Source organism: Mesorhizobium sp. M0119, from assembly GCF_040322615.1.
GTDB lineage: Bacteria > Pseudomonadota > Alphaproteobacteria > Rhizobiales > Rhizobiaceae > Mesorhizobium.
In genome coordinates this window covers 233,116-245,542 of sequence record NZ_JAMYTU010000003.1, presented here as the reverse complement: position 1 = coordinate 245,542, position 12,427 = coordinate 233,116, and the positions used below count along the sequence as shown (strand labels likewise).

Genomic DNA, 12,427 nt, shown 5'->3' with positions numbered 1-12,427 from the left:
GGGGTGATGGCCTCCGCGATGAAAAATTTCCCGCGCCCGTAATGAGTCAGTCTCGCACCGACTCGAAGAATTGCGCGGTATCTGCCTCGATCGTTCTACGAATCTCCGCCTCACCGTTAACGAAGGGCGCAAGGCGCTAGAGCGCTTGTTTTGATTCCTCCATCGCGCGTACCACCCTCAGCGGGGACCGCCTGATGAAACCGCTGATCGCCTCGGCTCCAAGCGGCTTTCCCAGGAAGTTGCCTTGCAGGCAATCGCAATTCTCCTTGATCAGCCACCGTGCCTGTGCCGGGGTCTCGACGCCCTCGGCAGTGACATTTATCCCGAGGCCGTGCGCCAGATTCATGATCGATCGCACGATCGTTTGGCTTTTGAGATCGGTCTCCAAGTCCGCAATAAAGTACTGATCTATCTTCAACGTATCGAAGGGAAAATTTTTAAGGTAGCTCAACGAAGAATAGTATGTTCCAAAATCGTCTAGCGATATTCGTATTCCCAAGACATTCAGCGTATTCAATGTGTCTATATTGTCGATCGTCTTCTCAAGTAGAACCCTCTCGGTTATCTCAAGTTCAAGTCTGTCGGCTTCAATCCCAACTGCGTCGACGACCTGAGCGACGGTGTCCGTCAGCGAACCGCTGAGGAACTGAGCCGGCGACAGGTTCACTGCGACTGTCAGCGAGGAAGGCCACGTCAACGCCTGGCGACAGGCTTCCTCGAGCACCCATCGTCCAATCTCGTCCATCAGACCGTCGGCTTCGGCGATCGGTATGAACACGTTGGGTGGAATGATTCCGACCTCGGGGTGCCGCCACCGCAGCAGCGCTTCGAAACCGGTCACTGACGAGGGAGGCCGAATGAGCGGCTGATACTCCAGATAAAGCTCGCCGCGCTCCAGAGCGGTTCGAAGGCTGCGCCTAAGATTCTCGCGTTGCTCGAGCAAGAGCAGCATCGAACGGTTGAATGTTCGAGCGCAGCCGCGTCCATCTGTCTTGGCTGCGTAAAGAGCAATGTCAGCGGCTTTCATCAACTGTTCGCCATCGGTCCCGTGCTCCGGCCCGAAAGCAATTCCGATACTCGAGCCGACGAACACGGGAATGCCGTTGATGACGAACGGGTCTTTGAACGCGTCGACTAGCGATCCGGCGAGGCGCTCAGCCTCTGCTGGCTGCTCCTTTCCCAATTGGATGACAGCGAACTCATCGCCGGCATACCGGTATGCGGATTCGCCGTCCTGCAGCGCGTCGCGGATACGACCCGCCGCGAGTTGAAGAAGAGTGTCGCCTGCTCCATGGCCGAGCGTGTCGTTGACCGCTTTGAAATCGTCAAGGTCGATTTGCAGAAGGGCGGCTTTCGGCTTTGATCCGCCGAGGGCCGCCATTGCCTGCTGCAGCCGCTCGCCGAATCGCCGCCGATTCTGCAGTCCGGTCAGCACGTCGTGCGTCGCCTGATGGAGTAGAACTACATGCTCTTGTTCCTCCGCTGCGCTCCGCCCGCCGTCCTCCCTTGATTCGATGATTCCCGCACCATTTGCCGTGGTGAACACAAAAACGGACCGGTGCGCTCCGCCCGATGATCGCGGCAAGTCGATGCTTGCCGGAGAGCCACCCTGGAACACACGAAGAAATTCGTCGCGATAGCTCGTATCGAGAAAGCTCGGGTAGATCTCCCAGACGGCGGCGCCTGGCGCTACCGCGCCTCCGTACACGCCTTTGAGCCTGGCCGCGTAGTGCGTCAGGCGAAAGTCACGGTCATAGAACGACAAAAGTTCGGTCGTGTTCGCCAAAAGGTCTGCGAGAACGCCTTCGCCGACACTTGGAGCATCGCTCGATGAAGGCCCCTCACTCTCCGTGCCGACGCCTGAAGCCTCTGAGGGCAAGAACCACCTCCATAGGCGGTGCAGACTCGCGACCCCCAGTCTAAAAATAGCATAACTGTCGAGCTTGGCAAACTTTCAAATCGCAGTCTTAATAAGAGCCGCCCGCAGCCTAGTTCCATGTATTCTCCGCCGTGATTGGCGGCAAATTATCGATAACGATGAACCGTCACAGTTCGTTAACAAACCGTGAATTGGCCAGAATCAGCTGTGTGATTGATGCGCAGTAGGCGCGGCACGAAGATATTGTGATCCATGAGGTGGCGTGACCTTCGCCGCCCCGGGCAACCCCTCTTCTGAGTCAGCCCCATCAGCTTCGCGATCCTGTAATCAGTTTCCGAGCGCCTTGAGCCAACCTTCAAAGGAAGAGGCCTCCTTGTCTCCGGCATGCGAAACAGAGTGGGCGGGGCGCGGCAATACCACAGTACTGCGGCCTTCGCGGGGGCTGTAACCGAATTCCTTGCTGAATGCTCGGCTGAAATTAGCCGCTGAACTAAACCCAAAGGCCTCGGCAATTTCAACAATGCGCCGGCTGTCCCCTGGATCGCTAAGCGCAACATGGGCTGCCATAAGGCGGCGACTTTGTATGTAATGGAGAACGCCACCGCTCGGTTCGAACACCTGATAGAGACGAGAGCGCGATACGCCGAGCGCCCGGCACATTGAATCCGGTGTGAGATGAGCTGCATCCAAATTGTTTTGGACGTATCGACGCGCTCGCTCCATTAGGGCGACACTTCTCAACTGTTCGGCGGCCGCAGCCTGTTCGGCCGGAGGCCCGAGGCAGGCAATGATCATGCTGCGTGTTACGTGCACAATGCGGGGTAGATCGTCAGCGGTGAGACTGCGCAGCCTTGCTTCGATGCTGTTGACGTAGTCGACCAAAAGGTTGGCAAAGTTACCGGACAGAATTGAATTGTTCTTTGCATCGAGGGTTGACGCCGCATCAGAGAACAAATCACGCGGCAGATAGAGAACGAGACTTTCCGAGTCCGTTACCCTCCCGCGAAACGGATAGCCAAGTGATCTGATCTCCAACTTGCCCGGCTGGTTTTCCGCAACGCGGCGATCGATCTCCGTCCACGACCGGCCGGTACGAGGCAAGACGATATACCAGTGATCGATCGAACTGGATCGGAGCTTCGCGGCGGAACGCATGAAGCTATGTGCCGGCGCGCGCTGTTGAATCATCAGCATGCCACCGAGATTCCAAGCCGTGTGGTCGGCGGGAAAGCCATCGTTCAACGATTTGTCATCCGGCAACCTGACCTCGACAAGCGGCGCCATATGCGCTTGCCAAGCGGCGAACTGATCCTCTGGCGCCAGTTCCAGCGTCGAAAAGGGCAGAGGTTCGAACGCCGGCGCGGGCGATGGAGCGTCCTCATTGTGGGGTTGATCTTCGCGTGGCCAACGACGCCGATCACGGTCCCGCGGCTGCCCCGCACGGACCTCGTCTTGCCTCTTAGTGTCCATCGCGTGGTGCCACATCCGAATCGGGTATGCCCATGCCCGTCTCAATCATGTGGTGTACTTCGGGCATCTGGCAAGACTGGTGAACTCGAGTCGAGTGAAACGGCGATCACGCTGGATTACGGCAAGAAATGCATTGCGAGATAAGTTTCTGGATGCGACGCCAACGACACTCTTCAACCTGGTGCGTATAGAATCGGGCATCGTGGAATATCAGTTGAGGAGACCACCAAAATGGCCACTAGGCTCAACGGCGAAGCTCGTCGCAGGATAATTCTGGATGGATACGGTAACAACGAGCCGTTGAAAAACATTGCGGCAAAGGTCGGATGCTCACTGGCGAGTTTGAAAGTCACCGCCAGCAAACTCGGTTGCACTCGAACTCCGAAAGAGGCAGCCGAATTTCGGCGCGGATTTCACGTCCCGGAAAACAAGCGGCAGGATTACTATAGACTTATGATTACCGGACAATATAAAGCCCGTGAGTGTGCGATTATGCTAGGATTAATAACGGAGCAATCAGGAACCAAGTAAATTGATTCCTATGCACTGCAGATGACATTGTCATTTAGACAGCCATCGCTTCAGCGGTTCATCAGCAAAAGCCCGCCGCAAGCACGGTAGCGGGCCCTGAAAAGGTTCGCACAGATGTTGCGTCGGCATTTCAATCGCACCTGCCTCAGCCCTCATGACCTGGCTATTTGCGAACGCGTGTTCGATCAGGTCTGCGCGGATGAGCATCTCGACCCTTTGGACCAGGCGGCCGAAATCTTGACAGTAATGGTTGTGGCCATTTTTCGAAATGCTCACACCAGCGAGCGCGAACTACTTGAGGCGGTCAAGTCTCATCGGAAAAGGCTGGGGGAATCGGGCATTAGTACATTCGCCCAAGTGCCAGTAATTTTGGTTCAAAGATGATGGATAAGAGCGATAAGCAAAGGCGGTTGCATGAATCCTTTCAGTCGCGACGCACTGTTGCCAAGACACCGGACTTGAAACCGGCGCAGGCACGAGTTGACGGTGGTTCCAATACCATTCCCTGCACTGGTTGAGATTTGCTTCAGTGCAAGCGGACCTACTATCGGGGGCTCGGCTGTCGTGGTCGGGCCAGTTAGAGACTTCAATCCCACCTGTTTGAATGTCTGCCAGCGCCTTTTGGACGCCAGAAGCTGCCTGTCCGCTTCCGGCCCTATCGACACGTTGAAGGCCTTGATAGTAAGCGTCCCATGGCGCACAGCAGACAAATTGGAGCGGCCGCACCTCAAGCCGTCCTTATCGTCACACCCCAACTCTCGACCATTGCCTCAACGGGATCTTCTGCAGCTTACTTCGCAACTCGGTGTGGAAACGGATGACCGCTCCGCATCTGCCTGCCAACCCAGCACTCTCACGGCACAAAAATCAAAAACACATACGTGCAAAACACCACCAGATGCACCAGCCCGGTCAGGAACGTCGTTCGCTCCGTACTAAAGCTCACATTGCAGATAAAAAGCGCCAGCACCAAAAGCACCACGTCGGTCGCCGGCAGCCCCAGGGTCAGCCCTCTTCCGGTCAGCAGGCTGGCGGCGGCTATGCCCGGTATTGTCAGGCCGATCGTGGCGCAGGCCGAACCCATGGCGACGTTCAGGCCGCGCTGCAGTTCGTTGCTGAGGGCGGCACGAACCGCTGAAATCGCCTCCGGCATCAAGACCAACCCGGCGATCATCGCGCCGACAATGGCGTCGGCCTGGGGCACCTGGTAGGCGACGAGCGCGTCTTCGACGCTTGCCGCGACCTGCTCGGCCAGCATGACGATGCCGACCAGCCCGATCAGCAGGAGCACAGCGCCGGCGGCGATGCTTTCGTGGGCGTCGGTTCGCACCGCAGCGCCATGTGCTTGTGCGTCGATGAAATCGTCGCGGTGGCGGACAGTCTGCGCGAACAGAAAACCGGCATAGAGCAGCACTGAAAGCACGCTGACGAAGCCAAGCTGGGCCGCCGAGAATGTGCCGGGATCGGTGGTTCGCGTGTAGGTCGGCAAAATGAGCGTCATGACGCTCAGCGCGACCAGAACCGCCAGATAGGCGCTGGTCCCTTGGCGGACGATCGCCTGCTTGCGATGGCGCCAGCCGCCAAATGTGAGACACATGCCGACAACGCCGGTAGTGGTGATCATCACTGTCGAGAAGACGGATTCGCGCGCAAGCGTCGGGTTGTTGGCGCCGTGCAGCATGATGGAAACGATGATCGACACTTCGATTGCCGTCACGGCAATGGTCAGCACCAGCGTGCCGTACGGCTCGCCTACCCGCCTGGCCACCGCCTCGGCGTGGTCGAGCACCACGAAAATGGTGATGAACATGATCGCGCTCGAAAGCGCGCCGATAAATATCCTGGTGCTCAGCGACCCTTCGTCCACCGACACCCCGCTGGCCCTGACCGCTATCGCCATCGCCATCGCGGCCAGCGGCATGCCGTAGGAAACCGCCGATCTTGCGAAACCACTCAGTGTCACCTTTTTGCCTTCCACCCGCAGGGAAGCTCGCGCGCTAGCCGGGCGTGTTGGCCTTGACGACCTTCTTGCATTCGGGCGTCAGCTCGCTCATGTGACCGGCCAGGCATTTGACGACGCGGCCACCGCCCGGCAACACGCCCTTGCACAATCTCTGGTAATCTGCCTGGCAGGCCTCACGCTCGGCCGCCGTCTGCGCCAGCGCCGCGGTGGCTGCCAGCTGAGTTGCCAGGAAAAGTATGCTTAACCCAATCCGCATGGAACACCCCTCAATATGTTGCCCAAACAACGCCTCCGTCGCGCGTAAATACGAACGGAAGCCTTCTCAAGCCGTCTTCTGCGTCACCAATCCCAGTTCGTCGATCATCGCCTGGCGCATAAGGAATTTCTGCGGCTTGCCGGTCACCGTCATCGGCAATTCGGTGCGGAAGCGGATGTAGCGCGGGATCTTGAAGTGGGCGATCTGGCCGGCGCAGAACGCCTTGATCTCCTGCTCCGTGGTGATCTGGCCGGGCTTCAGCACGATCCAGGCGCACAGCTCCTCGCCATATTTCGGGTCGGGAATGCCGAACACCTGCACCTCCTTGACCTTGGGGTGGCGATAGAGGAACTCCTCGACCTCGCGTGGATAGACGTTCTCGCCGCCGCGGATGACCATGTCCTTGACCCGGCCGACGATGTTGCAATAGCCCTCGGCATCGATGGTGGCGAGGTCGCCGGTGTGCATCCAGCCGTCGGCGTCGATGGCTTCGCGGGTCTTCTGCTCATCGTCCCAATAGCCCTTCATCACGGAATAGCCGCGCGTGCAGAGCTCGCCTGGCGCGCCGACGGCGACGGTGGCGCCTTCGGCGTCGATGGCCTTGACCTCGACATGCGGATGGACGCGGCCGACGGTCGAGACGCGCTTTTCCAGGGGATCGTCGACGCTGCTCTGGAACGACACCGGACTGGTCTCGGTCATGCCATAGGCGATGGTCACCTCGGCCATATGCATCAGCGAAACCACTTTCTTCATCACCTCGATCGGGCATGGCGAGCCGGCCATGATGCCGGTGCGCAGGCCGGTGAGGTCGAAGGAGGCAAATTCCGGATGATCGAGCAGGCCGACGAACATGGTCGGCACGCCGTAGAGCGCGGTGCAGCGTTCCGTCGCCACCGCCTTCAGCGTGGCGCCGGCATCGAACCCCTCGCTCGGGAAAACCATGGTCGCGCCCTTGGTGACGCAGCCAATCGTGCCCATCGACATGCCGAAGCAGTGGTAGAGCGGCACCGGGATGCACAGCAGGTCGTCGACGGTGAGCCGGATTGCCGCGGTGACGAAATTGCCGTTGTTGACGATGTTGTTGTGGGTCAGCGTCGCTCCCTTGGGCGCACCGGTCGTGCCTGAGGTGAACTGGATGTTGATGGCATCGTCCGGTTTCAGCCCGTCGGAGATGCGGTCGAGCCTGTCATGCTCGTCGCGCCCGGCCATCGCCAGCACGTCGGCGAAATTGAACATGCCCGGCGAACTCTCCTCGTCCATGCGGATGACGATCTTCAGCGCCGGCAGTCTGTTGGCTTCGAGCTTGCCGGGCGCAGCCTGTGCGATCTCCGGCGCCAGCGTCTCGATCATGCCGAGATAGTCGGAACTCCTGAATTTGGCGGCTGTGACGAGCGCTCGGCAAGCGACCCTGTTCAAGGCATATTCCAGTTCGACCAGCCGATAGGCCGGGTTGATGTTGACCAGGATCAGGCCGATGCGGGCTGTGGCGAATTGCGTCACCAACCATTCCCAGCGGTTCGGCGACCAGATGCCGACGCGGTCGCCTTTCTCGAGGCCGAGCACCAGGAAGCCGGCGGCGAGCGCATCGACCGTGTCCGACAGTTCCTCCCAGGTGAAGCGCTTGTCCTGCTCGACGAAGACGGCGGCATCGAGCGTGCCGTATTTGCCGACGGTGTCGGCAAACAGCGCCGGGATCGTCAGGTTGAGGAGCGGCACGCTGCGGTCACCGGAGACATGCGCCGTGCCGTCGACCGGCGCAATGAACGAGCCACCCTCGCCCTTGCCGCGCAGGCTGGTGGCATTCTTCAACTCGTCGAGATTGATCGGCATCGCCGTGTCCTCCGCAGACCAGCCGAGCCTATCAGCCCGGCGGGGTGGTGGAAATCCCGTCGATGGTAGGGCTGGGGTGAGAACTCGCCCTGTCAGGGCCGAAAAACAAAAAACCCGCCTCGGCGGGCGGGTCTTCGGGGCCAATTGGCACCATAGCAAGATTAGTAGCATAGCTGCCGGCACAAAGCAAGAACAAAATTGCTGTGTCTTCGTGCCAGCTAGGGTTCCTCGCCCCACGAAAGTGGGGAGAGGTGGCTCGGCGAAGCCGAGACGGAGAGGGGACTGCGCCCTACGAAGGCCCCCTCTCCGGCCGCTTCGCGGCCACCTCTCCCCCGCTTCGCGGTGGGCGAGGAACCCAGGTCTTGAGAGGTCGGCCGCGTCAGGCTGCGTTCACCGACGCCATCCTGGCCGCAACGTCGCGCAACACCGCCTCGTCGGCCGCAGCGCGCGCCTTCCTCGACGCCACGAGACAGGCCTGCGAGCGCAGGATGACGCCGTCGGCCAGCACCTTGAGATGATTGGCGCGCAGCGTCGCGCCTGACGTGGTGATGTCGACGACGATGTCGGCCAGTCCCGCCGCCGGCGCGCCTTCGGTGGCGCCCAGGCTTTCGACGATGCGGTAGACCTGGATGCCGTGCTTTTGCGAAAAGAACTGCTGGGTCAGGCGCCAGTATTTGGTGGCGATCCTGAGTCGCCGGCCATGGCGCTGGCGAAAATCGGCGGCGACGTCGTCGAGATCGGCCATGGTGTCGACATCGAGCCAGATGTCGGGCACGGCGACGACGACATCGGCATTGCCGAAACCGAGGCGGGCGATGATTTCGGCGCGCGCCTCGCAATCGGCGAGGTTTTCACGCAAAAGATCCTCGCCGGTGATGCCGAGATCGACCGAGCCCTGGCCGATCTCGCCTGCGATCTCGGAGGCCGACAGGAACGCTATCTCGACGCCGTCCAGGCCGTCTATGCGGGCGCGGTATTTGCGCTCGTCGCCGGGCAGGCTGACGGCAAGCCCGGCCTTGGCCAGCATCTCCAGCGCCTGCTCCTTGAGCCGGCCTTTCGACGGCAACGCCAGCGTGATCATGGCGCCGTCTCCCGCAGCGCCTCGATGCGGTCGAGCCAGACGGAAAAGCCGACGCCGGGGATCGGCGTTTTGGCGCCGAGCAGCGTCAGCAGCCGGTCGTAGCGGCCACCGCCGGCCAGCGGCCGGTCGCCGCCTTGCGCCGCGATCTCGAAGACGAGGCCGGTGTAGTAATCGAGCGGCCGGCCGAAGGCGGCGTCGTAGCTGATTTCAGACATCGGCAGGCCGAGGCTTTCGATGGCCGCGGCGCGGGCCGCAAAATTCTCCAGCGCAGCCCCCAGCGAAAGGCCGGCGTCGGCGGCAAAGCTTTCGAGCGCCCAGGCGGCGCTATCGAGCGGCACGTCGATTGCCAGAAAACCTTTCAAAGCCGCGAACGCCTCGTTCGACAGCCGGACGCTGCGCAGCTCGGCCTTCTCGATCAGGCGCCTTGCAATCTCGGACGGCGAACGCCCGACCGTTGCCGACAGGCCGGCCTCTTCCATGCCGCCGGCGATATGCGCCGAAAGAGCTTCCAGATCGCCATCGAGGACAAGGGCGGCGACCGGGCCGGCGAGCTGGCTGTTGCGCGGCGGATTGGCGAGATCGGCAAGGGCGGCCTGCAGCATCGGCGCCGAGCCGAAGGCGCGGGCCAGCCGCATGCGCCAGCCGCGCGGCAGGCCAAGCGCTGCCAGCACCGCCTCGAAAATGGTCTGGTCGCCGAGCGTCACCGCCAGCTCCCGGCCGGGCAGCACCAGCGAAAGCAGCGCATGCGCATCGGCCAGCGAGCGGGCATCGGCGGCGGCCGTGTCGCGGTCGCCGAGGTCCTCGATGCCGGCCTGGAAGAACTCGTTGCCGCCCTCGCGGCGCTGGCGAAACACCTCGCCGAGATAGGAATAGCGGCGCGGCGTGCCGGCCTGGCTGGCAATGTGGTCGAGGCAGACCGGAATGGTGAATTCCGGCCGCAGGCAAAGCGTCTGCCCTGTCTCGCTCTCGGTGAGAAAAATCCGCCGGCGCAAATCCTCGCCGGCCATGTCGAGGAACGGATCGGCCGGCTGCAGCACGGCAACCTCGACCGCATGGGTGTTGCGCGCGGCGAAGAGCGTCGCGATGTCTGATGCGATGGCGGGGCGCGAGGTCATGGCAGGCGCCCTTCCCTTCTTCCCCTGTGGGAGAAGGTGGATTGGCGCGAAGCGCCAAGACGAACGGCTGGACGGAGTTCGAACGTAGGCGCTCTACGGCGCCCCCCTCTGTCCTGCCGGACATCTCCCCCACAAGGGGGGAGATTGGATGTCGCGCCGGCTTTCGCCAATCGCGGACGTTGCAAGAAAAGCGAGATCGACGAAGCAGCCGATCTCCCCCCAAGTGGGGGAGATGTCCGGCAGGACAGAGGGGGGCGCGAAGGAACGCGACCTCTACTTGCCACGCGCCCGCTCCTCGGCCTGCGCCGCCAGTATCTTCTTCACCTCGGCAACCAGCCCACTTTCCGCCACCGTCACCTGCGCCGGGCGTGCGGCGCGCCATTCGGCGTTGTCGGCGATCTCGGCCGACATCTTCGCGCCCTCGATCAGGTCCTTGATCTGCACCTCGCCCTTGGCGCGCTCGTCGCCGCCCTGGATGATGGCGACGGGACTGCCGCGGCGGTCGGCATATTTCAGCTGCGCCTTCATGCCGGCGCCGCCGAGATACATTTCCGAGCGGATGCCGGCGGCGCGCAGCTCGGCCACCATCTTCTGGTAGCGGCCGAGGCATTCCGTGTCCTTGTCCATGGTCAGCACCACGACCGGCGCGATCACGTCCGACGTGTCGAGCTTGCCGAGGTTCTTCAGCGCCGTCATCAGCCGCGAGACGCCGATGGAAAAGCCGGTCGCCGGCACCGGCTCGCCGCGGAAGCGCGAGACCAGGCCGTCATAGCGGCCGCCGCCGCCGACCGAACCGAAGCGCACGATCTGGCCGTCCTCGTTGGGGATTTCGGCCAGCAGCTCGGCCTCGTAGACCGGGCCGGTGTAATATTCGAGGCCACGGACGACGGAGGGGTCGATGCGGATGCGATCCTCACCGTAGCCGCTTTGTGCGACCATGGTTCTTATCTGCTCCAACTCTGCAAGACCCTCAACAAACGAGGCGTTCGTGATGCCCAGATGTTCGAGTTTCCTTTCCTCGATAAGATTGCTGAGACCGGGGTTGATGGATCCCAGTGTCTGGACAATTTTTTCGGGATCGTGCTGCGCCATGACTGTGAAATAGCTGATGACAACGTCGACTTGCGTATTGTCCAGCCCGGCGCCCTTGGTGAAATCACCGCTCTCGTCCTTGCGCCCCGCGCCCAAAAGCAGGCGCACGCCCGCGACGCCAAGCTTGTCCAGCTTGTCGATGGCGCGCAGCACGGTCAGCCGGCGGCCGATATTCTCGTCGCCGCCGAGGCCGATCGCCTCGAGCACGCCGTCGAGCACTTTTCGGTTGTTGACGCGGACGACGTAATCGCCGCGCTTGATGCCGAGCGCCTCCATCACATCGGCCATCATCATCGCCATCTCGGCATCGGCGGCGACGCCCGGCGTGCCGACCGTGTCGGCGTCGAACTGCATGAACTGGCGGAAGCGGCCGGGGCCGGGCTTCTCGTTGCGGAACACCCAGCCGGAGCGATAGCTGCGATAGGGTTTCGGCAGGCGCTCGAAATTCTCGGCGACGAAGCGCGCCATCGGCGCGGTCAGGTCGTAGCGCAGCGACAGCCACTGGTCGTCGTCGTCCTGGAAGGAGAACACGCCCTCGTTCGGCCGGTCCTGGTCGGGCAAAAATTTGCCGAGCGCATCGGTGTATTCGATCAGCGGCTGGTCGACCGGCTCGAAACCGTAGAGCTCAAAGACCGAGCGGATCGTCGCCATCATCTTCTCGACGGCGCGCAGATCGTCGGCGCCGCGGTCGACAAAGCCGCGCGGCAGCCGCGCTTTCATCTTTTCGGATTTGTCGGCCATGGGATGGGTACTTTGCTAAGCAATCGGTGACTTATTTCGGGTCGGCGTGTCCTACCGATGCAGCCCGGAGAAGGCAAGGGTTTGCGGCTTTTCCCTGCTCCCCCTGCGCGAGAAGGCAAGAAAAAGAAGCTGAAACAATCGCGCCATGCGCGCGGCATCGTGCCGACACAATCCGGGCCGATAAGCGCGCCGAAACACGGGGTTCGGGGCCATGGCCACGCTACAGAAGTTCGACATCATCGATAGCGGCGCACGCGACGACTCTGTCCGGCTGCGGCCGGCCGACAATCATGCGCCGAAGGCGACGAAGCAAATCGCGGGATCGTTCGAGATCGCGGTGCAACAGCGCAGCGGGCCGACCATGCGCGACGTGCTGATGACCGGCCTGCTGGTGATCTATCCGGTGTTCGCCGCGCTGGCGGCCATCCTCGCCGGGTTTTTCCTGGCCGGCGCCGGCGGCGCCTGA

At 61.8% G+C, this 12,427-nt stretch carries 11 protein-coding genes; 3 read left to right on the top strand and 8 right to left on the bottom strand.

Annotation, left to right across the window (positions count from 1 at the left end; translation table 11 throughout):
- Positions 1-136: 136 nt before the first annotated feature.
- Together NKJ40_RS04830 and NKJ40_RS04825 are read right to left on the bottom strand one after the other, a co-directional pair.
- A complete protein-coding gene (locus NKJ40_RS04830) occupies positions 137-1,786 on the bottom strand; it encodes a putative bifunctional diguanylate cyclase/phosphodiesterase (RefSeq protein ID WP_352465033.1) in 1,650 nt (549 codons plus the stop codon).
- Between the two features lie 420 nt (positions 1,787-2,206).
- On the bottom strand, positions 2,207-3,349 hold the full coding sequence (locus tag NKJ40_RS04825; RefSeq protein ID WP_352465032.1) for a helix-turn-helix domain-containing protein: 1,143 nt from the start codon (positions 3,347-3,349) through the stop codon (positions 2,207-2,209).
- Between the two features lie 231 nt (positions 3,350-3,580).
- Between NKJ40_RS04825 and NKJ40_RS04820 the strand changes: the two genes are divergently transcribed.
- Positions 3,581-3,880, top strand: a complete 300-nt coding sequence (locus NKJ40_RS04820) for a hypothetical protein (protein ID WP_352465031.1) — start codon at positions 3,581-3,583, stop codon at positions 3,878-3,880.
- Positions 3,881-4,733: 853 nt separating this feature from the next.
- On the opposite strand, the gene NKJ40_RS04815 is transcribed toward NKJ40_RS04820, so the two are convergent.
- A complete protein-coding gene (locus NKJ40_RS04815; protein ID WP_352465030.1) occupies positions 4,734-5,690 on the bottom strand; it encodes a calcium:cation antiporter in 957 nt (318 codons plus the stop codon).
- Here NKJ40_RS04815 and NKJ40_RS04810 point away from each other — a divergent pair.
- The gene (locus NKJ40_RS04810; RefSeq protein ID WP_352465029.1) at positions 5,683-5,808 is read left to right on the top strand and encodes a hypothetical protein; all 126 of its coding nucleotides are present in this window, start codon (positions 5,683-5,685) and stop codon (positions 5,806-5,808) included. The two genes, NKJ40_RS04815 and NKJ40_RS04810, sit on opposite strands and share 8 nt — an antisense overlap.
- Positions 5,809-5,877: 69 nt before the next feature.
- Here the strand turns inward: NKJ40_RS04810 and NKJ40_RS04805 are convergent, their stop codons facing one another.
- The 5 genes from NKJ40_RS04805 to hisS form a co-directional block, all read right to left on the bottom strand.
- Complete coding sequence (locus NKJ40_RS04805) at positions 5,878-6,099, bottom strand: cysteine rich repeat-containing protein (RefSeq protein WP_352465028.1); 222 nt, start codon at positions 6,097-6,099, stop codon at positions 5,878-5,880.
- Positions 6,100-6,165: 66 nt separating this feature from the next.
- On the bottom strand, positions 6,166-7,932 hold the full coding sequence (locus NKJ40_RS04800) for an AMP-binding protein (RefSeq protein WP_352465027.1): 1,767 nt from the start codon (positions 7,930-7,932) through the stop codon (positions 6,166-6,168).
- A gap of 379 nt (positions 7,933-8,311) precedes the next feature.
- A complete protein-coding gene (hisG, locus tag NKJ40_RS04795) occupies positions 8,312-9,013 on the bottom strand; it encodes an ATP phosphoribosyltransferase (RefSeq protein ID WP_352465026.1) in 702 nt (233 codons plus the stop codon).
- Entirely contained in the window at positions 9,010-10,128 is a 1,119-nt protein-coding gene (locus NKJ40_RS04790; protein WP_352465025.1) for an ATP phosphoribosyltransferase regulatory subunit, read from the bottom strand. Before NKJ40_RS04790 ends, hisG begins: the two co-directional genes overlap by 4 nt.
- 273 nt (positions 10,129-10,401) lie before the next feature.
- Positions 10,402-11,961, bottom strand: coding sequence for a histidine--tRNA ligase (hisS, locus tag NKJ40_RS04785; RefSeq protein ID WP_352465024.1), 1,560 nt, complete (start codon positions 11,959-11,961; stop codon positions 10,402-10,404).
- Positions 11,962-12,172: 211 nt separating this feature from the next.
- Between hisS and NKJ40_RS04780 the strand changes: the two genes are divergently transcribed.
- Entirely contained in the window at positions 12,173-12,427 is a 255-nt protein-coding gene (locus tag NKJ40_RS04780) for a hypothetical protein (protein ID WP_352465023.1), read from the top strand.

Coding starts and splice junctions, on each gene's coding strand:
- NKJ40_RS04825 (WP_352465032.1), bottom strand. CDS start 3,349: ATGGACACTAAGAGGCAAGACGAGGTCCGTGCGGGGCAGCCGCGGGAC.
- NKJ40_RS04820 (WP_352465031.1), top strand. CDS start 3,581: ATGGCCACTAGGCTCAACGGCGAAGCTCGTCGCAGGATAATTCTGGAT.
- NKJ40_RS04810 (WP_352465029.1), top strand. CDS start 5,683: ATGAACATGATCGCGCTCGAAAGCGCGCCGATAAATATCCTGGTGCTC.
- NKJ40_RS04815 (WP_352465030.1), bottom strand. CDS start 5,690: ATGTTCATCACCATTTTCGTGGTGCTCGACCACGCCGAGGCGGTGGCC.
- NKJ40_RS04805 (WP_352465028.1), bottom strand. CDS start 6,099: ATGCGGATTGGGTTAAGCATACTTTTCCTGGCAACTCAGCTGGCAGCC.
- NKJ40_RS04800 (WP_352465027.1), bottom strand. CDS start 7,932: ATGCCGATCAATCTCGACGAGTTGAAGAATGCCACCAGCCTGCGCGGC.
- hisG (WP_352465026.1), bottom strand. CDS start 9,013: ATGATCACGCTGGCGTTGCCGTCGAAAGGCCGGCTCAAGGAGCAGGCG.
- NKJ40_RS04790 (WP_352465025.1), bottom strand. CDS start 10,128: ATGACCTCGCGCCCCGCCATCGCATCAGACATCGCGACGCTCTTCGCC.
- hisS (WP_352465024.1), bottom strand. CDS start 11,961: ATGGCCGACAAATCCGAAAAGATGAAAGCGCGGCTGCCGCGCGGCTTT.
- NKJ40_RS04780 (WP_352465023.1), top strand. CDS start 12,173: ATGGCCACGCTACAGAAGTTCGACATCATCGATAGCGGCGCACGCGAC.